This window comes from Kribbella sp. NPDC004875, from assembly GCF_042873375.1.
Taxonomy (GTDB): domain Bacteria; phylum Actinomycetota; class Actinomycetes; order Propionibacteriales; family Kribbellaceae; genus Kribbella.
In genome coordinates this window covers 136,440-159,070 of the sequence record NZ_JBIALI010000007.1, presented here as the reverse complement: position 1 = coordinate 159,070, position 22,631 = coordinate 136,440, and the positions used below count along the sequence as shown (strand labels likewise).

The window sequence follows — 22,631 nt, the reverse complement described above, 5'->3', positions numbered from 1 at the left end:
GTAAACGATGAGGTTTGAACGATCACACGCACGCAGGACGGCTTTCGTTGCCGTCGCAGGCAGCCTGGCGCTGCTCGCCACCGCGTGTGGTAGTGGCGACAGTGGAAGCAGCAGCGGCGGGGGCAGCAGCTCGGCAGGGGCACTCGAGGGCCGGGGGCCGATCACCTTCGCCACCGGTAAGGACACGTCGGGCTTCCTGCCGAAGCAGCTTGCTGCCTGGAACTCGTCACACCCCAACGAGAAGGTCGAGCTGAAGGAACTGCCCGAGGACGCTGACGCGCAGCGCCAGCAGATGGTTCAGAACGCGCAGGCGAAGTCCGATGCGTTCAGCGTGCTGAACATGGACGTCGTCTGGACGTCGGAGTTCGCCGCGAACCAGTGGATCACCCAGATCCCCGAGGACAAGGTGCCCGACCTGGGCAAGCTGATCCCGGCGACCGTCGAGACCGCGAAGTACCGCGACAAGCTCTACGGCGTCCCGATCACCTCCGACGGCGGTCTGCTCTACTACCGCAAGGACCTGCTGACCAAGGCCGGCGTCGCCGAGCCGCCGAAGACCTGGGACGAGATGCTCGCCGCCTGCCAGAAGGTGGCCGCGCTGCCCGAGGCCAAGGGCATGAGCTGCTACTCGGGCCAGTTCGAGAAGTACGAGGGCCTGACGGTCAACTTCTCCGAGGCGGTCAACTCGGCCGGTGGCGAGATCGTCGGCAAGGACGGCAAGCCGAACGTCAACACCCCGGAGGCCAAGGCCGGTCTCGAGGAGCTGGTGAACGGGTTCAAGACCGGCGCCATCCCGAAGGCCGCGATCACCTACAAGGAGGAGGAGAGCCGCCGCGCGTTCCAGGAAGGCAAGCTGCTCTTCCTGCGCAACTGGCCGTACGTGTACGCGTTGGCCAACAAGACCGACGGCTCCTCGAAGGTTGCCGGTAAGTTCGCGGTCGCGCCGTTGCCTGGCAAGTCCGGCCCGGGTGTCTCCTCGCTCGGTGGTCACGACTACGCGATCAGCTCGTTCGCCAAGAACAAGGCGACGGCGATCGACTTCATCAACTTCATGGCGAGCGAGGCCCGCCAGAAGGCGAACATCGAGGCGACCTCGCAGGCGCCGACGTGGCAGTCGCTGTACGACGACCCGACGCTGAGCAAGCAGTTCCCGTACCTGACGCCGCTGAAGGCCTCCATCCTCGGCGCGCAGCCGCGGCCGAAGGTGGTCAAGTACGGCGACGTCACGGCTGCCATCCAGGCAGCGGCGTACGACTCACTGAACGGCACGGTGGCGCCGGACAAGGCGCTGGCCGATCTGCAGACCAAGCTGCAGTCGCTCATCACGCAATGACCGTCGTGCCGGGGCCGGTGAGTGGAGAAATCGTGACCACCCACCGGCCCCGGCCAGTCCCTGCCCGGGTTCTGCTCGGGGAGCAAAGGAGTCTCAGGTGACTGCAAGTGCGCCGGTCGTCGAACGACCGGCCAAGAAAGAGAAGCGCCCGACGAGTTTCAACGAGGGCACCGGCCGGCTGGCCGCGATCCTGCTCTCGCCGACGCTACTGGTGCTCGGCGTGGTGGTGCTGTTCCCGATCATCGCGGCGCTGCGCGAATCGCTGTTCCAGAGCGGTCAGCACCTCGACGCGAACGGGTTCGTCGTGCAGGGCTCGACGTTCGTCGGGCTGGAGAACTACACCGACATCTTCAAGGGCGAGACCGGGCACCGGTTCTGGAACGCCTTCTGGAACACGACGTTCTTCACCGTGGTGTGCGTCGCGCTGGAAACCGTCCTCGGCGTCGCGATGGCACTGATCATGCACAAGGCCTTCAAGGGCCGTGGCATCGTCCGGGCCAGCATCCTGGTCCCGTGGGCGATCCCGACCGTCATCTCGGCGCTGCTGTGGAAGTGGATCTTCCAGGCCGACGGTATCGCCAACACCCTGCTCGGCACGCAGGTGCTGTGGTCGACGGAGGGCTGGCAGTCCAAGTTCTCCGTGGTGATCGCGGACACGTGGAAGACCGCACCGTTCATCGGCCTTCTGGTCCTGGCCGGGCTGCAGACCATCCCGGCCGAGGTCTACGAGGCCGCCAAGGTGGACGGGGCGAACGCGTGGCAGGCCTTCCTGCGGATCACGATGCCGCTGGTGAAGCCGGCGCTGCTGGTGGCAGTGCTGTTCCGGATCCTCGACACGTTGCGGATCTTCGACCTGCCGTTCGTGCTGGTGGGTCCGCACAAGGACTCGGTCGAGACGCTCTCGATGCTCGCCTACGACGAAGCGCTCAGCGTCAGATACGGGCCGGCGGCCGCCTATGCGACAGTGCTGTTCGTTTACGTCGCCGTGGTGGCCTACCTGTTCGTGAAGACCCTCGGCGCCGACGTGATCGGTGAGGCGCGGGCCAGCAAGAGCGGCGGCCGGCGGAAGAAGAACGGCGGCTCCGGGACCAAAGCCGCGCGGGCTGCCGTTGCAGCGGGAGCCGCTCCGGGTACAGGAGGGAACGTCTGATGGCCACCGACATCCCGCAGGTGCGGGCCGGCGAGAACGCTGCGCTGAAGCGCTGGCTGCCGTTGCTCGGCGTCGCGATCATCGTGATCTACTGCCTGGCGCCGTTCTACTGGATGGTCGTGTCGGCGTTCCGCCGGCCGTCCGACCAGTTCTCGAACAAGTTGATCCCGGCACCGTTCTCGATGCAGAACTTCAAGGACGTGTTCAGCGGCGACAACGGCTTCGGCCGCGGTCTGCTGAACAGCCTGATCGTGGCCGGGTCGGTGACGATCCTGACGCTGATCATCGGCATGGTGGCGGCGTACACGCTGGCGCGCCTGGACTTCAAGTTCAAGAACGTCGTCCTGGCGATCATCATCACCACGTCGATGTTCCCGGGCATCTCGCTGGTGGTGCCGCTGCTGAAGCTGTTCGTCAACATCCACTGGATCAACACCTACCAGGCGATGATCGTGCCGAGCCTGTCGTTCGCACTGCCGCTGGCGGTGTGGAACCTGACAGCGTTCTTCCGGCAGATGCCGCAGGAGCTCGAGCAGGCGGCGATGGTGGACGGCTGTACGCCGGCCCAGGCGTTCCGCAAGGTGATCATCCCGTTGGCGGCGCCCGGTGTGTTCACGACCGCGATCATCACGTTCATCGCGGCCTGGAACGAGTTCCTGATCGCACTCAGCATGACCAACAAGAAGTCGATCCAGACGGCGAACGTGATCGTCTCGCAGTTCACCGGTACGACGGGCCGTGACCAGCCGTTCGGCAGCCAGATGGCCGCCGGTGTGGTCGTCACGATCCCGCTCGTGATCGCCGTACTGCTGTTCCAGCGCAGGATCGTCGCCGGCCTCACGGCAGGTGGCGTGAAGTGAGCTGGCGCGACCGGCGGGAGCGTGATCGCCGGGACCAGGTTGATCGGGACCGGCGGGACCGAGACGATCGGGACCGTCGGGACCGGGAAGACCAAGATCGCCGCGACCGCGAGGACCGCGAGCGAAGACGCTAACACCCAGGGAATCGGCCGGATTTTCTCCGGCCGATTCTCTTTGTGTCCGGCCGGAGAACGTGGCGCGAAGTGTAGACCTGGATCCCGCTTACCGTCCATCGTCGACGCCTGCAACTACTTGCAGTGTCTTTCTGTTGTTATTCAGTAGTCGAGTGGTTACGCTAATTCCGCCGGCATTCGCAATGGCCAAACGGGTTCGGGGGAATTTCCCCGATGGCGCCTGGCGTCGGGCGCGCAGCGGAGAGGATATCTCATGCGAAATTCACGGCGAAGTGTATGGTCGATCTTGGTGGCCGCTTTCTCGATGGTGGTCGTGGGCCTGGTGGGCACGACTCCTGCAATACCCGCCTCGGCGAGCCCAACGGGGAGTCAATCAGCAGGTAATGTGACTTCCCCGCAGGCAAGTTATTACCGAGCCTTGATCCAGAATAAGCAGACAGGGCGCTGTCTCGAGAGTAATAGTGCCGGGACCGCCTACACGCGTACCTGCAACAGTCGCAGCACTTACCAGCAATGGCGCTTCGACTACACCGCCAATCAGTTCATCTGGAACGTTGCCACCGGGCGCTGTCTCCAATATGTACTGGGCAGCGGTTCGGCGACCGGTTTGGTTTCGACGAAACCCTGTAATCGCTCGAACTACTACCAACTCTGGAAGGCACACATCACCGGGGCGGAGTTCACGTACTACGGTCGGCGCTGTCTCGATAGTAATTCCGCAGGTGCTGTCTACAACCTGGTGTGCAACGGGTCGAACTACCAACTCTGGAACAAGGTCTACTTCTCTACGCCGTGAGATCGCGGTGAGTTGAGGGAACAGCCGGAAGATACCCTCCGGCTGTTCCCTCCGTGCCCAGAGATTTCCGCTGCTCAGCTTTCAAGCCAGGTCGTCGCGTCTACCGGCAGTGCCCCGTCTGCTAGTGGTTCGCTGGCGAGGAGGATTCGTTGGTATGGCGGGAGGCTGACCGGGGCGTCGCTCACGTTGACGACGCAGCGGAAGCCGGGGGCGCGGGTGAAGGACAGGACGCCCTCGGGTGCGTCCTGGTCCCATTCCAGACGGCCTTCGCCGAGGGCCGGGTGGTCGCGGCGGATCCGCAGCGCTGCCTTGTAGAGCGCGAAGTGGCTGTCCGGCTTTCCGGACTGTGCCTCGGCGGTCAGTCCGGCCCAGTCGGCGGGCTGTGGCAGCCAGGGCTGACCGGTGCCCGGGCCGAAGCCGTACGGCGGCTCGGTGCCGGACCACGGGATCGGGACCCGGCAGCCGTCGCGGCCGCGGACCGTGTGGCCCGAGCGCTCCCAGGTCGGGTCGTCGAGCACGTCCTCGGGCAGGTCCTCGACCTCGGGCAGCCCGAGCTCGTCACCCTGGTAGATGTACGCGCCACCCGGCAGCGCCAGCTCCAGCAGAGCCGCGGCCCGCGCCCGGCGCAGCCCGAGCTCCAGATCGGTCGGTACGACGCCCGCGCCTTCCAGCGCGTCCCGCCGGGCCCGGCCGTACCGGGTGCGGTGCCGGATCGTGTCGTGGTTGCTCAGCACCCACGTCGCCGGCGCTCCGACCGCCCACAGGTTCTCCGTGGTGTGATCGATCACCTCGCGCAATTCCTTCGCGTCCCACGCACAGCGCAGCGCGTCGAAGTTGAACGCCGAGTGCAGCTCGTTCGGCCGCACGTACTGCGCCAGCCGCTCGGCCGGCGACAACCACGCCTCCGCCACGAACACCCGGGGTCCCTGCGGCGTATCGGCGTACTCGTCGGCGATCGCCCGCCAGCGCTGGTGGATGGTGTGCACCCCGGGCTGGTCGTAGAACGGGTTCCCGACGTACTTCTCCCGCGTCGGCTCACCGTTCGCCAGCGGTACGTCGGGGAGCGTCGCGTCCTTCGCCATCGAGTCGGCCACGTCGATCCGGAACCCGTCCACGCCACGGTCGAACCAGAACCGCAGGATCGCGTCGAACTCCTCGATCACCTTCGGGTGGTCCCAGTTCCAGTCCGGCTGGGAGATGTCGAACAGGTGCAGGTACCACTGCCCGTCGTCAATCTGCTGCCAGGCGGGCCCGCCGAACGCGGCCGGCCAGTTGGTCGGCGGCTTGCCGTCCTCGGAGTCGCGGAACCAGAACAGGTCGCGCTCCGGAGAGCCCTTGCCCGCCGCCAGCGCCGCCTTGAACCACGGGTGCTCCCAGGAGCAGTGGTTCGGTACCAGGTCGATCAGGATCCGCAGGCCGAGCGCGTGCGCCTCGGCGATCAGCGCGTCGGCGTCGGCCAGGGTGCCGAACTCGGGGTTGATGTCGCGGTAGTCGGCGACGTCGTAGCCGCCGTCGAGCAGCGGTGACGGGTACCAGGGGCTGATCCAGATCGCGTCCACGCCGAGGTCGGCGAGGTACGGCAGCCGGGCGCGGATGCCGTTCACATCGCCGGTCCCGTCGCCGTCGGCGTCGGCGAACGAGCGCGGGTACACCTGGTAGACGACGGCGCTGCGCCACCAGTCGTCAGCTGGTCTGGTTCCTGGATCAACCACGGGATCGGTCATGCGAATAGCCTGACACGAGGGCCCGAACGACGTGTGACAGTCGTCTCAGCGTGTACCCCGGCTGTTGCCGCGGCGGGCGAGGTGGCTAGTCTCAGGCCGACGGAGCGCGCCGGCGACCGTGCCCTCTTCTCGGGTCCAGCCCGCCTGCCGCGGCCTACTCGAACAGGTGCGAGAGAGGGACCACAGTCGTGGACTTGATGGAATACCAGGCGAAGACGGTCTTCGCCAAGCACGGAGTGCGGACGACCGTAGGTGAGGTCGTCACGACTCCGGAACAAGCACGCGCGGCGGCCGAGAAGATCGGCGGCCGGGTGGTCGTGAAGGCCCAGGTGAAGACCGGCGGCCGCGGCAAGGCCGGTGGCGTGAAGCTGGCGAGCAGCCCGGACGAGGCGGAGGAGAAGGCCCGCGAGATCCTCGGGCTGGACATCAAGGGCCACGTCGTCAAGATCCTGAACATCGTCCCGGCCGCGGCGATCGCGGAGGAGTACTACTTCTCCTTCCTGATCGACCGGGCGAACCGGAACTACCTCTGCATCGCCTCCGCCGCCGGCGGGATGGAGATCGAAGAGGTCGCGCACACCAACCCGGACGCGGTCGCGCAGATCTCGATCGACCCGGCCACCGGTGTGGACGAGGCGAAGGCGCGGGAGATCGCCGAAGCGGCGAAGTACCCGGCCGACGTGGTCGACGCCGTGGTCCCGGAGATCGTCAAGCTGTACCAGGTCTTCCTCGCCGAGGACGCCTCGCTGGTCGAGGTGAACCCGCTGGTCAAGCTCGAGGACGGCAACGTCGAGGCGCTGGACGGCAAGGTCACGCTGGACGAGAACGCGGACTTCCGGCACCCGGAGCACGCCGAGTTCGAGGACATCTCGGCGGCCGACCCGCTGGAGGCGGCGGCCAAGGCCAAGGGCCTGAACTACGTGAAGCTGGACGGTTCGGTCGGCATCATCGGCAACGGCGCCGGCCTGGTCATGTCCACGCTGGACGTGGTCGCGTACGCCGGTGAGGAGTTCGGTGGCCAGAAGCCCGCGAACTTCCTCGACATCGGCGGCGGCGCGAGCGCGGAGGTGATGGCGAACGGGCTGGAGATCATCATCTCCGACCCGCAGGTGCAGAGCGTGTTCGTGAACGTCTTCGGCGGCATCACCGCCTGTGACGCGGTCGCGAACGGCATCGTGCAGGCGTTCGAGCTGCTGTCGAGCCGGGGCGAGGCCGTCACCAAGCCGCTGGTCGTCCGGCTGGACGGCAACAACGCCGAGGAAGGCCGCCGGATCCTCGACGAGGCCGGCCTGGCCGGTCTGGAGCGGGTCGACACGATGGACGGCGCCGCCAAGCGCGCCGCCGAGCTGGCTGCGAAGTAAGGGATCGCCGAACAATGTCTATCTTCCTGACCAAGGACAGCAAGGTCATCGTCCAGGGCATGACCGGCTCCGAGGGCACCAAGCACACCACCCGGATGCTCGCCTCGGGCACCAACATCGTCGGCGGCGTGAACCCGCGCAAGGCGGGCCAGAGCCAGGACTTCGACGGCAAGTCGGTGCCGGTGTTCGGCACGGTGGCGGACGCGGTCAAGGAGACCGGCGCGAACGTGTCGGTCATCTTCGTCCCGCCGAAGTTCACCAAGGACGCCGTACTGGAGGCCGTCGAGGCCGAGGTGCCGCTGGTCGTGGTGATCACCGAGGGCGTGCCGGTGCACGACACCGCCGCGTTCTTCGCCGCCGCGCAGGCGTCCGGCAAGACCCGGATCATCGGGCCGAACTGCCCGGGCATCATCACCCCGGGCGCGTCGAACGCGGGCATCATCCCGGCCGACATCGCCGGCCAGGGCCGGATCGGTCTGGTGTCGAAGTCCGGCACGCTGACCTACCAGATGATGTACGAGCTGCGGGACTTCGGGTTCTCGACCGCGATCGGTATCGGTGGTGACCCGATCATCGGGACCACGCACATCGACGCGTTGCAGGCGTTCCAGGACGACCCGGACACCGACGCGATCGTGATGATCGGTGAGATCGGTGGTGACGCCGAGGAGCGGGCGGCCGCGTTCATCAAGGAGAACGTGACCAAGCCGGTCGTCGGGTACGTCGCGGGCTTCACCGCACCGGAGGGCAAGACGATGGGTCACGCGGGCGCGATCGTGTCCGGCTCGTCCGGTACGGCGGCCGCGAAGCAGGAGGCCCTCGAGGCCGTCGGCGTGAAGGTCGGCAAGACGCCGACCGAGACCGCCAACCTGATGCGCGAGATCATGCAGGGCCTGAACAAGTAACCGCCAGGCTCGAGCGAAGCGGGACCTGCCCCTCGGGGCGGGTCCCGCTTTCTACTTGTAGGCGGCCGAGCGGTCGGCGGCCCGGACCACTGTCTCGTCGAACGTGTCGTCGGTGATGTCGAGGCCCTTCAGCACCGGGAACAGCACGTAGACCACGCGGTCCCCGGACCCGGCGACGCCGATCCGGTAGACGAACTTCTTCCCGTCGCCGGTGTCGTAGGTCGCCTTCCAGCTCTTGCCCTTGACCGTGCCGGTCTGGATGGTGCCGGTCGACTCGACCTTGGCGTTCGAGACGTTCTTCTCGCAACTGTCGACGTTCTTCTTGATCTGGCTGACGTAGTTCGCGGCCGCGGACGCGCTCGCGAACTTGGCCACCGTGTTGTCCAGCCCGAACTCGGTCGGCACCTTCGCGTCCGGGGTCACGTAGGTGGTGGTGCCGAACTTGGCCGCCTTCGCCTTCTTGAAGTCGATCTTCTCGCAGGTACCCGAGGTGCTCTTCGCGGTCGCGCTGACCCACGGCTTGTTGATCTCGGGCAGCAACGGCAGGTCGACCGAAGCCATGAACCCGGGGGTGTCGACGTTCGGCAGCAGGGCCGGCTTCGCGACCGGGGCCGCGGTGGAGCAGCCGCCGGTCTGGGCGCAGATCTTCTTGGTCGCGGCACTCGTCGCGGCCAGCACGGCGTCCGGCCGTGGCGGCGTCTTCGCGAGCGTGTCGTGCTCGATCACCATCGTCGCCTGCCCGGCGAGCGTCACCGAGACGGTCTTGTACTTCGTCGTCGTGCCGGGCACCGACCCGAACACGGCGATCACGCCGGCCTGACCGACGCCGGCGGTCACATAACCGGCCGACAACCGGGTCTGCGGGGTGTTGCACTGGCTCAACCAGTGCACGACCGCGGCGTACGTCTTGGCGGCGGTGGCCTTGTCGTTGGAGACGTCGACGTACTGGACCGCCGTGTCCTTGGTGGTCGGGTTCTGGAAGGTTCGCACCCAGGTCCGGAGGCCGGCCGGGTCGGCGAACCGCTGCGTCTGGCAGACGAACGCGGTGTCCGGGGCGGAATCGGCGTCCGCGGTCTTGGCGACCGCCCAGGCGCCGGTCGCGCCGAGCGTCTTCGCGCCGGCGACGTCCAGCAGCGCCTTGTCGTCGGCCAGCACGGTGGACTCGGTCGGCTTGCCGTCCGAGGGGCCCTTGCCGACCTTCGGGCCGTCCGGCGTCTTGTCGCCGCCGAACGCGTTCAGCGCGGCGACACCGCCGCCGCCGACCAGCACCACGACCGCGACCCCTGCGGCGATCGTCTGGTTCCGCTTGCGCGCCTGCTGCCGACGTGCTTCCCGGGCAGCGGCGCGACCGCCGCCGCGCGATGCACGGTGGGAACCGGCCAAAGCTCGACCTCCTGACTGATTCCACCCGACAGTACCCGGTGGACCCATGCCACTCCCATTCCGCTACCACCAGGCGAACAGGTGGAAACGCAGTGTGAGCAAGCGGGCTGAAGTCTCCCACAGACGGCGTGTCAGGACGAGCGGTGTCCGGGTGCGGAGAGACCATGGGGGTCAGATGACCGACATGCTGAGCCGCCCGGGCGCGCGGGACGGTGAATCGAGCGCTGCACCGACGTCGGAGATCGCCGCCCAGACCAAGCCGTTGGTCGTGTCGGCCGTGATCTCGGCCGGGGCCTGCCTGCTGACGGGTCTGCTCACCTGCGCCGCGGTCGCCGTGATCGGCTGGCTGGCGGCGACGTTCGGCGGTGCCTCGGGCGCGGTCCGGGCCGGCGCGGCCACCTGGCTGGTCGCGCACAAGGCCGGTGTCACGCTCGGCGCCGGCCGGATCAGTGTCGCGCCGCTCGGCCTGACCTTGTTCCTCGCCTGGTGCCTGTACCGCGGCGGCAAGTCCGCGGCCCGCTCCAGCGCGGCCGACCGGACCAAGGACCTGATGATGCTGGCGGGCGCCTTCGCGGCGGTCTACGCCCTCGGCGCGCTCGTTGTGGCGCTCCTCACGGCGGACGGTGCGTTGAAGGTCTCACCGCTGTCAGCGTTCCTCGGTGCCTTCTCACTGGCCCTGGTCGCCGGTGCCGCGGGGATCGTTGCCGAGTCCGGTGCGGGCGAGGACATCGCCGACGCGACACCGGCCGGGCTGCGGGACGCCGTACCGGCTGCGTTCGCCGCGGTACTCACCGTGTTCGCGCTCGCGGCGGTGCTGTACGCCGTACTGCTCGCGATCCACTTCTCCCGGATCACCGGGATGCTCGAACTCCTCGACGCCGGCGTGATCGGCTCGGTCGTGCTGTTCGCGATCTGCCTGATGCTGCTGCCGAACATGATCCTGTACGTCGTCGCGTTCCTCGCCGGGCCCGGATTCCAGCTCGGCACCGGGACGACGATTGCGCCGACCGGCGTGGATGTCGGCAACCTCCCGGCGCTCCCGCTGCTCGCCGCGGTGCCCGAGGACGGGTCGACCCCGTCGTACCTGCTGGCGCTGACGGCCGTCGTGCCTCTGATCGCCGGCGTGGTCGCAGGACTGGTCGTCGTACGGCGTGGGCTCGCGGAGCGGGACGCGGACGCGCTCGGCTGGGACGCGTTCGCGCTGCGCGGCGCGATGGCGGCGCTGCTCGCGGGCGTCGTGCTGTACGCGTTGATGGCCTTGTCCGGCGGTTCGGCCGGGCCGGGGCGGATGTCCGCGATCGGGGTGCCGTCGGCGCTGTCAGCGGCCGGTCTGCTGGCCGCCGGGATGGCGATCGGGGCCGCGATCACGGCCGCCGTGGTCTCGTCGCGGCGACCGGCTGACGATGCGGGGGACCCCGAGCGATAGGCTTCCCGCCGTGACTTCCGCTGCGGACTCCGCTGTGTCTGATTCCGGGCAGGCGCGCCTCGTCGTGCTCGTCTCGGGGTCCGGGTCGAACCTGCAGGCCCTGCTGGACGCGTGCGCCGACCCGGCGTACGGCGCCCAGGTCGTCGCCGTCGGTGCCGATCGGGCCGGGATCGCCGGGCTGGACCGGGCCGCGGCCGCCGGCGTGCCGACGTTCGTGCACAAGGTCAAGGAGTACCCCGAGCGGGCCGACTGGGACCGGGCGCTGACCGCGTCGGTCGCGGAGTACAAGCCTGACCTCGTGGTGTCGGCCGGGTTCCTGAAGCTCGTCGGGGACGAGTTCCTCGGCGCCTTCGGCGACCGGTACATCAACACCCACAACGCGCTGCTGCCGGCCTTCCCCGGGATCCACGGGCCCCGGGACGCGCTCGAGTACGGCGTGAAGGTCGCCGGCGCGACGCTGTTCTTCGTGGACGGCGGCGTCGACACCGGGCCGATCATCGCGCAGGTCGCGGTCGACGTCGAGGACGACGACACCGAAGAAACCCTGACCGAGCGGATCAAGGAGGTCGAACGCCGCCAGCTGGTGGAGTGGGTCGGCCGCCTGGTCCGCGAGGGCTGGACCATCACCGGACGAAAGGTTCGACTGAAGTGAGCACCGACCGCAGGCCGATTCGCCGGGCGCTGATCAGCGTGTACGACAAGACCGGCCTGGAGGAGCTCGCTTCCGCGCTGGCCGCGGCGGGCGTGCAGATCGTGTCCACCGGCTCGACGGCCGCGCGGATCGCCGCGGCGGGCGTCGCGGTGACCAAGGTCGAGGAGCTGACCGGGTTCCCGGAGTGCCTCGACGGGCGGGTCAAGACGCTGCACCCGATGGTGCACGCCGGGCTGCTGGCCGACGTCCGCCGCGAGGAGCACGTCGCGCAACTGCGCGAGATGCGGGTCGAGCCGTTCGACCTGCTGGTCAGCAACCTGTACCCGTTCTCGGAGACGGTCGCGTCCGGCGCGTCCGTCGACGAATGCATCGAGCAGATCGACATCGGCGGGCCGTCGATGGTGCGCGGCGCCGCGAAGAACCACGCGAACGTCGCGGTCGTGACCTCGCCGGCGCAGTACGACCTGCTGTACTCCGTGCTCGACGAGGGCGGTTTCTCGCTCGAGGACCGGCAGCAGCTCGCCGCCGCGGCGTTCGTGCACACCGCGGAGTACGACATCGCGGTCGCGTCCTGGATGGGCAACGTGCTCACCGACAGCAGCGAGGGCTCGGGCTTCCCGTCCTGGATCGGTGCGTCGTGGGACAAGTCCGCCGTACTGCGCTACGGCGAGAACCCGCACCAGCCCGCGGCCCTGTACCTGAACGGCCGCGGCGGTCTGGCCGGCGCGGAGCAGCTGCACGGCAAGGAGATGTCGTACAACAACTACGTCGACGCCGACGCGGCTCGCCGTACCGCTTATGACTTCAGCGAGCCCGCGGTCGCGATCATCAAGCACGCGAACCCGTGCGGCATCGCGGTCGGCAAGGACATCGCGGAGGCGCACCGGCGTGCGCACGAGTGCGACCCGGTGTCGGCGTACGGCGGTGTGATCGCGACCAACCAGCCGGTCTCGGTCGACATGGCCAAGCAGGTCGCGGAGATCTTCACCGAGGTCCTGGTCGCCCCCGGGTACGACGAGGGCGCGGTCGAGATCCTGCAGGGCAAGAAGAACATCCGCCTGCTCGTGGCGCCCGCGGTCGACCAGAACGAGCCCGTCGAGCTGCGTGCCATCAGCGGCGGCCTGCTGCTCCAGCACCGCGACCGCTTCCAGGCGCCCGGCGACGACCCCTCGGCCTGGACCCTCGCGGCCGGCGACGCCGCCTCGCCCGAGGTGCTCGCCGACCTGGCCTTCGCGTGGAAGGCGTGCCGCGCGGTCAAGTCGAACGCGATCCTGCTGGCCGCGGACGGCGCCTCGGTCGGCGTCGGCATGGGCCAGGTCAACCGCGTCGACTCCTGCCGCCTCGCCGTCTCCCGCGCCGGCGACCGCGCAGCTGGCTCGGTCGCCGCGTCGGACGCCTTCTTCCCGTTCCCCGACGGCCTCGAGGTCCTCATCGAGGGCGGCGTCAAGGCAGTAGTCCAGCCCGGCGGCTCCATCCGCGACGAAGCAGCCATCGAAGCCGCCACCAAGGCCGGCATCACCATGTACTTCACCGGCACCCGCCACTTCTTCCACTAACAGCTGCCGCCCACCCCCAGCGGGGACCTTGAACAGGTTATTGCCTGTCCACGGTCCCCAGCGCGTGCCCAAACCTCCGGCGGTAGGCGGCGGAGGCGGGGCGGATGGTCACCATCCGCCGGATTATGCCGCCGCCGGATACCGGCTGCACCCGAATTGTCAGTTCGGGATGATCAGGCCAAGGACGGCGGTGGCGATGGCGGTGAGGAAGAGGAACGCGATGTCGAACATCCGGCTGCGGACGTGGAGCAGGCCGGCGGCGCTGTCGGAGAGGGCGGCGCGGAGCAAACCGGCCAGGCCGACGGCGCCGGCGAAGATCAGTACGCCGTTGCGCCAGTTGTAGAACCAGAGCACGACCAGACCGGTCAGCCCGGCCAGCAACGTCAACGCGAGCGGCCATTGGCTGCGCCGCTGGGCCTCGCCCGCCATCAGCACGTCACACTCGTCTCCGCGCGGGAACTCACTGGTGGAGGCTCGCTTCAGCGGCCTCGACGACGTTCGTGAGCAGCATCGCGCGCGTCATCGGTCCGATCCCGCCGGGCATCGGAGCGATCCAGGACGCCTCTTCGCGGGCCGCGGCCTCGATGTCGCCGACGATCTTGCCCTCCGCGTTGCGGCTGGTGCCGACGTCGAGGAGTACGGCGCCGGGCTTCACCATGTCCGCGGTGATCAGACCGGCCGAACCCGCCGCGGCGATCACGATGTCGCCGGTGCGAACCACGGCGGCGAGGTCCTTCGTGCCGGTGTGGCACTGGGTCACGGTCGCGTTCTCGCTCCGCCGGGTGAACAACAGGCCCATCGGCCGGCCCGCAGTCACCCCGCGGCCGACGACGACCACGTGGGCCCCCGCGATCGGTACGTCGTACCGCCGGAGGATCTCCACGCAGCCCTTCGGGGTGCACGGGAGCGGACCGTCCTGGCCGAGGACGAGCTTGCCGAGGCTGACCGGGTGCAGGCCGTCGGCGTCCTTGGCGGGGTCGATCAGGCCGAGGATCGTGTTCGTGTCGACGTGCTTCGGGAGCGGGAGTTGCACGATGAAGCCGGTGCACTCCGGGTTCTCGTTGAGCTCCTGGACCTTCGCGGCGATCTCGTCCTGGGTCGCGGTGTCCGGCAGCTCGACCTGGATCGAGGAGATCCCGACCGCCGCGCAGTCGCGGTGCTTGCCCGCCACGTACGCCCGGCTCCCCGGGTCGTCACCGACCAGGATCGTGCCGAGCCCGGGCACCACGCCCTGCTCGGCGAGCTTCGCGACCCGAACCTTCAACTCGTCCTTGATCGCCGCCGCCGTCGCCTTGCCATCCAGAATCTGCGCCGTCACGACTCCAGAGTCTGCCACGCCCACCACCCCACCCCGAACCCGGACCGCCAACACCCACCAACTCCGAGCCACCACCGCTTCTCCCGCTGCGAACGTTGCCCACCAGCCCCCTTTCGCCGACTTGGTGAGTGCTGGCGGTCCGCCGCCCGGGAGGTCGCTGTGAACCAGGGAATGCGGCCGCTCTTGCCGCGGTTCGAGCAGATAGTTTATTCTTGAACTACCAACCAGCGAGGAGCACACCATGCCCGCCGTGACCGTCAGCGACATCACCGTCCTGCCCCGGATCAGCCCGCAGGACCCCGCCGTCGCGCACGAGCGCCCGGTCAAGTCGGTGACCTCGGCGCCGAGCGGCTACGAGGGCGAGGGCTTCCCGGTACGCCGGGCCTTCGCGGGCGTCGACCTCCGCGACCTGGACCCGTTCATCCACATGGACCAGATGGGTGAGGTGGAGTACGCGCCGGGTGAGCCGAAGGGCACGCCCTGGCACCCGCACCGTGGCTTCGAGACCGTCACGTACATGCTCGACGGGATCATGGAGCACCAGGACTCCAACGGTGGTGGCGGCGTCATCTCGAACGGCGACACCCAGTGGATGACCGCCGGCTCGGGCCTGCTGCACATCGAGACCCCGCCGGAGCACCTGGTGCTGAGCGGTGGCCTGTTCCACGGCGTCCAGCTCTGGGTGAACCTGCCGAAGGCGCTGAAGTGGGCCCCGCCGCGCTACCAGGACATCCGCGGTGGCGACTCCGCGCTGCTCTCGACGCCGGACGGCGGTTCGCTGATCCGGGTGATCGCCGGTTCGGTCGACGGTCACGACGGCCCCGGCTCGACGCACACCCCGATCAGCCTGGTGCACGCCACCGTCAGCCCGGGCGCGGAGATGGTGCTGCCCTGGCAGCCGGACTACAACGCGCTCGTCTACGTCCTGGCCGGTCAGGGCACGGTCGGCGCCGAGCGGCGGCCGATCCGCAAGGGTCAGCTGGCGGTCTTCGGCCCCGGCGACACGATCCGTACGGCGGCCGGCACGTCGCAGCCGCAAGCCGAGCCGAACCTGGATGTCCTCGTCATCGGCGGCCGCCCGATCCGGGAACCGATCGCCATGGCCGGGCCGTTCGTGATGAACAGCCGCGCCGAGGTGATCCAGGCCTTCGAGGACTTCCAGGCCGGCAAGCTCGGCAGCATCCCTGCCGTCCACGGGGCACCGACCGAACTGCGCAGTACCGAGAACTAACCCTCGGGGTAGAAGAGAAAGAGCGTGCAGCCCTGCGTGGACTGCGGAACGTGTGACGACCCGGCCGGGGCGTGGATGAACGAACCGGCCGGATAGTCACGGTCGCCGTCGTTGAAGACGCCGTCGACGACGAAAACCTCCTCCGGGCCAGGGTCGTGGACGTCGATGCCCTCCCAGCGCGACCCGGGTTCCATCTGCAAGACGAACGCCTTGGCGACCTCGCCGGACCACAGTGGCCGCAGCTTGATGCCGGGGAAGAGTTCACGGACCGGTGCGTCGGCGACCGACGACCACTCGTAGTTCTGCATGCCTCGATCCTGACGTTCTCCACAGCGTTGTCCCCAGTGTCTGGATAGTCTCGATCAGGTACTTTCTTGTCATGCACCGAGTCGTCGCGCTGGTCAGCGAACCGCAGGCGAGTTTCGAGCTGGGCTGTGCGGCAGCAGTTTTCCGTGAGGCGCCGTACCGCTTCCGCGTGTGCACGGAAATGCCCGGAAACCTCCGCACCACCGAGGGTTTCGACATGATCGTCACGTCGGGGCTGCGCGCGCTGGATCGCGCCGACACGATTGTCGTACCGGGCTGGCTGCCGATCAATCGCGAGCCGACGCCCGGCGTCCTGAAGGCACTCACCAGAGCACATCGACGCGGCGCGCGCCTGGTGAGCATCTGTTCCGGCGCATACGTGCTGGCCGCGACCGGCCTGCTCGACGGGCGTCGCGCCGCGACCCATTGGCGGTACGCCGATCAGCTGCAACGCCGATTCCCCGCTGTGCAAGTGGATCCGGACGTGCTCTACATCGATCACGGCGACATCGCGACCAGCGGGGGATCGGGGACCGGCATCGATCTGTGCCTGCAGTTGGTGCGCACCGATCAGGGTGCCGCGTACGCGTCCCGGGTGGCCAGGCGGATGGTGATGCCGCCGCATCGCGAGGGCGGTCAGGTGCAGTACCGCGACGAACCCGAGCAGCCCGTGGAATCGCTCGGCGAACTGCTCGACTGGGCCACGGAAAATCTTGCGGAAACGATCACGCTCGAGGATCTCGCGGGTCGCGCCAACGTTTCCGCCCGGACCCTGGCCCGCCGGTTCGCGGATCAGCTCGGGGTCGCGCCGGGGCAGTGGCTGCTCGCCCAGCGGATCGCCAGAACACGTTTTCTGCTCGAGGAAACGGATCTTTCCGTCGACACCATCGCGACCCGCGTCGGCCTGTCGTCGGCGACCAACCTGCGGAGGAGGTTCCGCGCCGCGCTGCACACCACCCCGAGTGCGTACCGGCGCGCGTATCAGGGCAAGTAGTCTTCCACGTCGAGGGTGAGGTAGTGCTCGATCCGTGGGTCGTCCGGATCGCCGCCGTACAACTCGACGAAGCGCCGGGCCGCGGGCAGTCCGCCGTACTGCGGATTGAGGTTTCCGCGCAGGCTCCCGAACATCAAGGAGAGGTCGACGTACCGGTCGCCGGCGCCGAGGCAGCTCAGATCCAGGATGCCGGTGAAGCGCAGTGTTTCCGGATCGATGAAGACGTTCGGCGCGCAGTAGTCGCCGTGGGTCACGGCGGACCCCTGGCCGGGAAAGGGCGAGGCGAACGGGCAGTCGGTCAGTTCGTCCAGCGCGCGCAGTCCCTCGGCGATCGCGGCGAGTACGGCCGGGCGGTCGGTGGCCGGCCAGTCCTGTGAGGCGTCGCGGCCGGGCAGCTCGGTGGTCAGCATCCAGTTGTTGCCGCGATCAACGATTCGCGGACAGCGGAACCCGGTCGAGCCGAGCCAGGCCAGCCGGTCGGCCTCGGCGTCCAGGACCTGGCCCTCCTTGTAATACAGGCGTTCCGGACCGCGCTCGAGCCGGACAACGGTCGCCTCGGAGCAGCCCACGGTGATCGGTTCGGCGCGGTCGGCACCAAACCGGCTCTGCAGCGCGTTGAGATCCACTCGCCGAACGTTACGGTGACCTAGGGTAGGTCTGCACACCGATTAAGGACGCCCGCATGATCAGACCCGCGACGCCGGCCGACACGAAGGTCGTCACGGCCATCGCCCAGGCGGCCTTCGAGCACTACATCCCCAGGATCGGCCTGCCCCCGATCCCGATGACAGTCGACTACTCCGCAGCCGTCGCCGCCGGCAAGGTCTGGGTGGCAACCCAGGCCGGTGCCGATGAAGTCATCGGTTTCGTGCTCCTGGAGGACGAGCCCGACTCGCTCCTCCTCGACGTCCTGGCGGTCGCACCGGCCGCCCAGGGCACCGGCATCGGCTCCGCCCTCCTGACCTTCACCGAAGCCCAGGCCCGCGACCGAGGCCACCGTCGCATCACCCTCTGCACCAACGAGGCAATGACCGAGAACCTCACCTACTACCCCCGCCACGGGTACGTCGAGACCGGCCGCGAGACCCTGCTCGGTCGCCGCCGCGTGTGGTTCGAGAAGCGCCTCTGACCCGGCTCAGGCGCGGGATGCGCGATCCCGCTCGTGGTCCAGCGGGGAGTCGAGGTAGCGGTCCAACGCCAGAGCTGCCGAGGCATGCGGCCAGTTGAAGCCACGATTGTTCTCGTAGTACCGGACGTTCGCCTCACGCTCCCGCCAACTCGTCACCGCAATGGCCAACGTCCGCCCCGACGGCAACAAAATCATGATCGCCTCCCTCGACCTGACCCGCTGACCCCGCCTGCGGGAGAACGACTGACGGGATTCGGCATTCGTTCGGGTGGGCGTCGCGGTGGGTGGATAGGGTCGCGGTCATGACGACTGTTGCCTCCGACCTGGCGCCGAGTGGTGTGTTGCGGGCCTCGATCAATCTTGGGAATCCGGTGCTGGCTCAGGGGACGGCGGATGCGCCGGGTGGCGTGACGGTCGACATCGCGCGGGAGCTGGCTCGGCGGCTGGAGTTGCCGTTGGAGTTGGTGTGTTTCGATGCGGCGCGGAAGTCGTTCGAGGCGATGACGACGGGGCGGGCGGATCTCTGCTTCCTCGCGATCGAGCCCGCGCGGGCCGCCGAGGTGGCGTTCACCGGGCCGTACGTCGTGATCGAAGGCGTCTTCGCCGTACCGCGGGACTCGGGGCTGACCGCGGTGGCCGACGTGGACGCGCCTGGTGTGCGGATCGGGGTGAAGCAGGGGTCGGCGTACGACCTGTACCTGACCAGGACGTTGCGGCAGGCCACGGTGGTGCGGGGTGTGGACGGTGTGGACGCGTTCCGGGCCGAGCGGCTGGAGGTGGCCGCGGGCATCCGGCAGCCGATCACGCGGTATGTCGCCGAGCACCCGGACCTGCGGTTGATCGACGAGCGGTTCATGCAGATCCAGCAGGCCGTCGGAACGTCCCGGACGAAGCAGCCCGAGACCGTCGCCTACCTCCACGACCTGATCGAGGACCTCAAGTCCACCGGCTTCATCGCCGCCTCGCTGGCCGCCGCGGGCCAGGACAGCGCACTGGTCGCACCACCGGCCTGAAACTCAGGCAACCCCGGAGACGGCCGGCTGCGTTCTAGGAGTGCGCAGACAACCGTCTTCTGGGGAGGCCCTGAGTGAGTCCGAGATCTACGCGCAGAACACTGCCCGCGATCGCCGTTCTGGCGGTCGCGGGCCTTGCCGCCAGTTCGTTCGCCGGGCAAGCGCCGGCGCAGGCGGCACCGTCCGGCGAGCCGAGCGCCGCGAAAGAGGTCGTGAAGAAGGCGGCCAAGGACGTCCGGGTCACCTTGATCACCGGTGACCGCGTCGTGCTGCCCGGTGGCGACCTGACCAAGGCGACGATCGAACCAGGTGCCGGCCGGCAGCACGTCGGCTTCACCACCTATCGCACGAAGGACCACACGTACGTGATCCCGGCCGACGTCACCCGGCAGGTGGGCGACGGCCGGATCGACCGCCGCCTGTTCGACGTCGCCGGGCTGGTCGAGAACGGGTACGACGACGCGTCGACGAGCACCATCCCGGTCCTGACGACGTACTCCGGGTCCGCCGCGGCGAAGCGCGCCGTACCGGCCGGGGCGAAGGTCACGCGACAGTTGCCGTCGATCGGTGGGGCGGCGCTGAAGGTCAGCAAGACCAGCGCCAAGGGCTTCCTGAGCTCGGCCGGGTTCAGCAAGCTGTGGCTGGACGGCAAGCGCAAGCTGACGCTGGACCAATCGGTCCCGCAGATCGGCGGCCCGGTCGCCTGGCAGGCGGGGTACACCGGTAAGGGCGTGCCCGTCGCGGTGCTCGACACCGGTGTGGACGCCACGCATCCGGATCTGGCGACCCAGATCGCGGGGGAGAAGAACTTCACCACCGAGTCCGCCGACGACCTTGTCGGGCACGGCACGCACGTCGCGTCGACGATCGCCGGCACCGGTGCCGCGTCGGGTGGACGCTACAAGGGTGTCGCGCCGGACGCGCGGATCTACGACGGCAAGATCTGTGAGGTGTGGGGTTGTGAGGACTCCGCGATCCTGGCTGGAATGGAGTGGGCCGCGCGGGACGTCAAGGCGAAGATCGTCAACCTCAGCCTCGGCGGCACCGACACTCCGGACCTCGACCCGGTGGAGGAGGCCGTGAACCGGCTGACCGCCGAGACCGGCACCCTGTTCGTGGTTGCTGCGGGCAACGAAGGGTCGGCGGACGGGACGATCAGCTCGCCGGGCAGCGCGGACGCGGCGCTGACGGTCGGCAACGTCACCAAGCAGGACCAGCTGAACCCGACCTCGAGCCGTGGACCGCGGGTCGGTGACAGCGCCCTCAAGCCGGATGTCACTGCGCCCGGTACGGACATCGTCGCCGCGAAGTCGAAGGACTCGTCGATCGGCGAACCGGTCGGCGACCAGTACCTGCGGCTCTCCGGTACGTCGATGGCGACGCCGCACACCGCCGGCGCCGCCGCGATCCTGCTGCAGGAGCACCCATCCTGGACGCCGGCCGAGCTGAAGGCCGCGTTGATGGGTTCCGCCAAGGTCGCGGCCGACCAGACGTCGTTCCAGCAGGGCGCCGGCCGGATCGACCTGACCACCGCGATCAAGCAGACGGTGGTCGCCGAGCCGGGCAGCGTGTCGTTCGGCAAGGCGTCGTACCCGCACACCGACGACGAGCCGGTGACCCGCGCGGTGACCTTCCGGAACCTCGGCGACGCGGCCGCCACACTGTCGCTGTCGTCGGTGCTGACAGGCCCGGACGGCGCCGCGGCTCCGGCCGGTGCGCTGAAGCTGAGCGCCGGCTCGGTCACGGTCCCGGCCGGCGGTACGGCGTCCGTGCAGGCGACGTCGGACACCACCCTCGGTGGCGCCGACGGACTGTACAGCGGTCGCATCACCGCCACGGGTGGCGGCCAGACGGTCGTCGTACCGGTGGGGGTGGACAAGGAAGTCCCGACGTACAACCTGACGGTCAAGCTGATCCGGCGCGACGGGGCGCCGGATCCGGATTACCCGGTGACCCTGGTTGGCGTCGACAACGACCGGTACGAGATGTACAGCCCGGACGAGACCGGCACGGTGACCATGCGGCTGCCGCAGGGTGAGTATGCGCTCAGCCAGTTCCAGGAGTTCGAACGCGGACCGGAGGACTGGATCTTCTTCTCGTTGCTTGTCCCGAGTGTGAAGCTCACCGCGGACCAGACGATCGTGCTCGACGCCCGGAAGGCGAAGCCGGTCACCACGTCGGTGCCCAACGCCGACGCCGTCCAGGCGAACGCGGACATCGGGTTCGACCGGAAGATCAAGGACGGCGTGTACACCTACGCCGCGGCGGGTTTCCTCTCCGGGAAGATGTACACCTACAACGCCGGGCCGAAGCTGCCGGCGGACCAACTGACCGGTCACATCACGTCGCAGTGGGGCGTGCCGGGAGTGGACGGGCTGTTCACGAACACGCCGTACCTGTACGGAATCGCGAACTTCCAGCCCGGCGACTTCCCGACCGGGTTCGACCGAAAGGTGAAGCAGTCCGACCTCGCGACCGTCGACGCGACGGTGAACGCCACCGACGGCCTGCGGTTGTTCAAGATGCTGTTCCCGACCGGTCCGAACGGTGCCAGCGGCTGGGCGCGGGTGATCCGCCTCGACGCGCCCAGGACGATCAGGTATTACGTCGACGAGACGCCGGACGGCTTCGGCGGTTCGACCGAGGAGGACACCGACGGCTCGGACTTCCCGTTCGGGAAGTGGCGGCTGGAAGGACAGCCGATCCTCTACAAGGCCGGCAGGTACTACCAAGAGCGGTGGAACGCGGCGGCCTTCGTGCCTTCTGTGTACGCCGCGACGCGGTCGGACGACCAGCTCGGCATCTCGCTGAACAGTCTGTCGGACGCAAACGGGCACGTCGGCTACACCACGATGACGACGGCGGGGACGAAGCTCTACCGGGACGGGACCGAGGTCGGATCCAGCGACCAGTTCGGCTTCGTCTCGGTCACCGGCCAGCCGGCGGGCAAGGCGTCGTACAAGCTGGTCTCGACCGGGACGCAGGAGGTCTGGCCGTTCTCGGCCCGGACCGACGTGGAGGCGACCTTCACGTCGTCCGCGGACCAGACGAGTCTCCCGATCCACCTCGTCGGCTTCCGGCCGGACGTCGACGGCAACAACTCGATGGCGCGCAAGCCGGTCACGGTTCTGCCGTTCGAGGTCAAGGGCGACCCAGTGACGAAGGTGAAGATCGAGTACTCCGACGACGCGGGCGCCACCTGGCACCAGGCGCCGGTCGCGGGTGACAGGGCGATCTTCCCGACACCCGCCGGCCAGACCGTCTCGTTGCGCTCGACCGCGACCGATGCGGCCGGCAACAGCACCACGCAGACGGTGATCGCCGCCTACACCGTGCGGTGAGAACAGCAGCGGGCCCCCG

Annotated in this window: 21 protein-coding genes; 14 read left to right on the top strand and 7 right to left on the bottom strand. The window is 68.6% G+C overall.

The features are described 5' to 3' along the window. Positions 1 to 7 precede the first annotated feature (7 nt). The 4 genes from ACFYRH_RS35085 (at position 8) to ACFYRH_RS35070 (ending at position 4,273) form a co-directional block, all read left to right on the top strand. Positions 8 to 1,333 (top strand): ABC transporter substrate-binding protein, encoded by a 1,326-nt coding sequence (locus tag ACFYRH_RS35085; protein WP_387784210.1) that lies wholly within the window; start codon positions 8 to 10, stop codon positions 1,331 to 1,333. 97 nt (positions 1,334 to 1,430) lie between these two features. Next, entirely contained in the window at positions 1,431 to 2,483 is a 1,053-nt protein-coding gene (locus ACFYRH_RS35080) for a carbohydrate ABC transporter permease (protein WP_387784208.1), read from the top strand. Further along, positions 2,483 to 3,343 carry a carbohydrate ABC transporter permease gene (locus ACFYRH_RS35075; RefSeq protein WP_387784206.1) on the top strand — a complete coding sequence of 287 codons (861 nt, stop codon included), beginning with the start codon at positions 2,483 to 2,485 and terminating at the stop codon, positions 3,341 to 3,343. The genes ACFYRH_RS35080 and ACFYRH_RS35075 overlap by 1 nt, the downstream gene beginning before the upstream one ends. Positions 3,344 to 3,766: 423 nt before the next feature. Continuing rightward, complete coding sequence (locus tag ACFYRH_RS35070; RefSeq protein WP_387784204.1) at positions 3,767 to 4,273, top strand: hypothetical protein; 507 nt, start codon at positions 3,767 to 3,769, stop codon at positions 4,271 to 4,273. A 74-nt stretch (positions 4,274 to 4,347) separates the two neighbouring features. On the opposite strand, the gene ACFYRH_RS35065 is transcribed toward ACFYRH_RS35070, so the two are convergent. Further along, on the bottom strand, positions 4,348 to 5,997 hold the full coding sequence (locus tag ACFYRH_RS35065) for a glycoside hydrolase family 13 protein (protein ID WP_387784202.1): 1,650 nt from the start codon (positions 5,995 to 5,997) through the stop codon (positions 4,348 to 4,350). Between the two features lie 188 nt (positions 5,998 to 6,185). On the opposite strand from ACFYRH_RS35065, the gene sucC reads away from it, so the two are divergent. Both sucC and sucD read left to right on the top strand, forming a co-directional pair. Continuing rightward, positions 6,186 to 7,358 carry an ADP-forming succinate--CoA ligase subunit beta gene (gene sucC, locus ACFYRH_RS35060; protein ID WP_387784200.1) on the top strand — a complete coding sequence of 391 codons (1,173 nt, stop codon included), beginning with the start codon at positions 6,186 to 6,188 and terminating at the stop codon, positions 7,356 to 7,358. A 14-nt stretch (positions 7,359 to 7,372) separates the two neighbouring features. Then, positions 7,373 to 8,263 (top strand): succinate--CoA ligase subunit alpha, encoded by an 891-nt coding sequence (gene sucD / locus ACFYRH_RS35055; protein WP_387784198.1) that lies wholly within the window; start codon positions 7,373 to 7,375, stop codon positions 8,261 to 8,263. 51 nt (positions 8,264 to 8,314) lie between these two features. Here sucD and ACFYRH_RS35050 read toward each other — a convergent pair whose 3' ends face one another. After that, a complete protein-coding gene (locus ACFYRH_RS35050) occupies positions 8,315 to 9,646 on the bottom strand; it encodes a hypothetical protein (RefSeq protein WP_387784196.1) in 1,332 nt (443 codons plus the stop codon). 175 nt (positions 9,647 to 9,821) lie between these two features. Between ACFYRH_RS35050 and ACFYRH_RS35045 the strand changes: the two genes are divergently transcribed. From ACFYRH_RS35045 to purH, 3 genes are read left to right on the top strand one after another with little or no spacing between them, the layout of a single operon-like run. Then, positions 9,822 to 11,072 (top strand): DUF6350 family protein, encoded by a 1,251-nt coding sequence (locus tag ACFYRH_RS35045; protein WP_387784194.1) that lies wholly within the window; start codon positions 9,822 to 9,824, stop codon positions 11,070 to 11,072. A gap of 34 nt (positions 11,073 to 11,106) precedes the next feature. Beyond that, positions 11,107 to 11,724 (top strand): phosphoribosylglycinamide formyltransferase, encoded by a 618-nt coding sequence (gene purN, locus ACFYRH_RS35040; RefSeq protein WP_387784192.1) that lies wholly within the window; start codon positions 11,107 to 11,109, stop codon positions 11,722 to 11,724. Then, positions 11,721 to 13,280: a bifunctional phosphoribosylaminoimidazolecarboxamide formyltransferase/IMP cyclohydrolase gene (gene purH, locus ACFYRH_RS35035; RefSeq protein WP_387784190.1), complete on the top strand. Its 1,560-nt coding sequence runs from the start codon at positions 11,721 to 11,723 to the stop codon at positions 13,278 to 13,280. The genes purN and purH overlap by 4 nt, the downstream gene beginning before the upstream one ends. Before the next feature lie 159 nt (positions 13,281 to 13,439). Here purH and ACFYRH_RS35030 read toward each other — a convergent pair whose 3' ends face one another. Together ACFYRH_RS35030 and ACFYRH_RS35025 are read right to left on the bottom strand one after the other, a co-directional pair. Continuing rightward, positions 13,440 to 13,709 (bottom strand): DUF3017 domain-containing protein, encoded by a 270-nt coding sequence (locus tag ACFYRH_RS35030; RefSeq protein ID WP_387784558.1) that lies wholly within the window; start codon positions 13,707 to 13,709, stop codon positions 13,440 to 13,442. A gap of 31 nt (positions 13,710 to 13,740) precedes the next feature. After that, positions 13,741 to 14,598 carry a bifunctional methylenetetrahydrofolate dehydrogenase/methenyltetrahydrofolate cyclohydrolase gene (locus tag ACFYRH_RS35025; RefSeq protein WP_387784188.1) on the bottom strand — a complete coding sequence of 286 codons (858 nt, stop codon included), beginning with the start codon at positions 14,596 to 14,598 and terminating at the stop codon, positions 13,741 to 13,743. A 241-nt stretch (positions 14,599 to 14,839) separates the two neighbouring features. On the opposite strand from ACFYRH_RS35025, the gene ACFYRH_RS35020 reads away from it, so the two are divergent. Next, on the top strand, positions 14,840 to 15,829 hold the full coding sequence (locus ACFYRH_RS35020; protein ID WP_387784186.1) for a pirin family protein: 990 nt from the start codon (positions 14,840 to 14,842) through the stop codon (positions 15,827 to 15,829). On the opposite strand, the gene ACFYRH_RS35015 is transcribed toward ACFYRH_RS35020, so the two are convergent. Continuing rightward, positions 15,826 to 16,137: a cupin domain-containing protein gene (locus ACFYRH_RS35015; protein WP_387784184.1), complete on the bottom strand. Its 312-nt coding sequence runs from the start codon at positions 16,135 to 16,137 to the stop codon at positions 15,826 to 15,828. The two genes, ACFYRH_RS35020 and ACFYRH_RS35015, sit on opposite strands and share 4 nt — an antisense overlap. A 71-nt stretch (positions 16,138 to 16,208) precedes the next feature. Here ACFYRH_RS35015 and ACFYRH_RS35010 point away from each other — a divergent pair, with 71 nt between their 5' ends. Continuing rightward, the gene (locus ACFYRH_RS35010; protein ID WP_387784182.1) at positions 16,209 to 17,129 is read left to right on the top strand and encodes a helix-turn-helix domain-containing protein; all 921 of its coding nucleotides are present in this window, start codon (positions 16,209 to 16,211) and stop codon (positions 17,127 to 17,129) included. Here the strand turns inward: ACFYRH_RS35010 and ACFYRH_RS35005 are convergent. Beyond that, positions 17,117 to 17,755, bottom strand: a complete 639-nt coding sequence (locus ACFYRH_RS35005; RefSeq protein WP_387784180.1) for a phosphotransferase — start codon at positions 17,753 to 17,755, stop codon at positions 17,117 to 17,119. The genes ACFYRH_RS35010 and ACFYRH_RS35005 overlap by 13 nt on opposite strands. Before the next feature lie 56 nt (positions 17,756 to 17,811). Here ACFYRH_RS35005 and ACFYRH_RS35000 point away from each other — a divergent pair, with 56 nt between their 5' ends. After that, the gene (locus ACFYRH_RS35000; RefSeq protein ID WP_387784178.1) at positions 17,812 to 18,258 is read left to right on the top strand and encodes a GNAT family N-acetyltransferase; all 447 of its coding nucleotides are present in this window, start codon (positions 17,812 to 17,814) and stop codon (positions 18,256 to 18,258) included. A 6-nt stretch (positions 18,259 to 18,264) separates the two neighbouring features. On the opposite strand, the gene ACFYRH_RS34995 is transcribed toward ACFYRH_RS35000, so the two are convergent. Further along, a complete protein-coding gene (locus ACFYRH_RS34995; protein ID WP_387784176.1) occupies positions 18,265 to 18,453 on the bottom strand; it encodes a hypothetical protein in 189 nt (62 codons plus the stop codon). A 107-nt stretch (positions 18,454 to 18,560) separates the two neighbouring features. Here ACFYRH_RS34995 and ACFYRH_RS34990 point away from each other — a divergent pair, with 107 nt between their 5' ends. Continuing rightward, positions 18,561 to 19,271: a transporter substrate-binding domain-containing protein gene (locus ACFYRH_RS34990; RefSeq protein ID WP_387784174.1), complete on the top strand. Its 711-nt coding sequence runs from the start codon at positions 18,561 to 18,563 to the stop codon at positions 19,269 to 19,271. Positions 19,272 to 19,345: 74 nt separating this feature from the next. After that, the gene (locus tag ACFYRH_RS34985) at positions 19,346 to 22,612 is read left to right on the top strand and encodes a S8 family serine peptidase (protein ID WP_387784172.1); all 3,267 of its coding nucleotides are present in this window, start codon (positions 19,346 to 19,348) and stop codon (positions 22,610 to 22,612) included. The last annotated feature ends 19 nt before the right edge of the window (positions 22,613 to 22,631 follow it).

Coding starts and splice junctions, on each gene's coding strand:
- ACFYRH_RS35075 (WP_387784206.1), top strand. CDS start 2,483: ATGGCCACCGACATCCCGCAGGTGCGGGCCGGCGAGAACGCTGCGCTG.
- ACFYRH_RS34995 (WP_387784176.1), bottom strand. CDS start 18,453: ATGATTTTGTTGCCGTCGGGGCGGACGTTGGCCATTGCGGTGACGAGT.
- ACFYRH_RS35065 (WP_387784202.1), bottom strand. CDS start 5,997: ATGACCGATCCCGTGGTTGATCCAGGAACCAGACCAGCTGACGACTGG.
- ACFYRH_RS35010 (WP_387784182.1), top strand. CDS start 16,209: ATGCACCGAGTCGTCGCGCTGGTCAGCGAACCGCAGGCGAGTTTCGAG.
- ACFYRH_RS35015 (WP_387784184.1), bottom strand. CDS start 16,137: ATGCAGAACTACGAGTGGTCGTCGGTCGCCGACGCACCGGTCCGTGAA.
- ACFYRH_RS35030 (WP_387784558.1), bottom strand. CDS start 13,709: ATGGCGGGCGAGGCCCAGCGGCGCAGCCAATGGCCGCTCGCGTTGACG.
- ACFYRH_RS34990 (WP_387784174.1), top strand. CDS start 18,561: ATGACGACTGTTGCCTCCGACCTGGCGCCGAGTGGTGTGTTGCGGGCC.
- sucD (WP_387784198.1), top strand. CDS start 7,373: ATGTCTATCTTCCTGACCAAGGACAGCAAGGTCATCGTCCAGGGCATG.
- ACFYRH_RS35085 (WP_387784210.1), top strand. CDS start 8: ATGAGGTTTGAACGATCACACGCACGCAGGACGGCTTTCGTTGCCGTC.
- ACFYRH_RS35020 (WP_387784186.1), top strand. CDS start 14,840: ATGCCCGCCGTGACCGTCAGCGACATCACCGTCCTGCCCCGGATCAGC.
- ACFYRH_RS35045 (WP_387784194.1), top strand. CDS start 9,822: ATGACCGACATGCTGAGCCGCCCGGGCGCGCGGGACGGTGAATCGAGC.
- ACFYRH_RS35000 (WP_387784178.1), top strand. CDS start 17,812: ATGATCAGACCCGCGACGCCGGCCGACACGAAGGTCGTCACGGCCATC.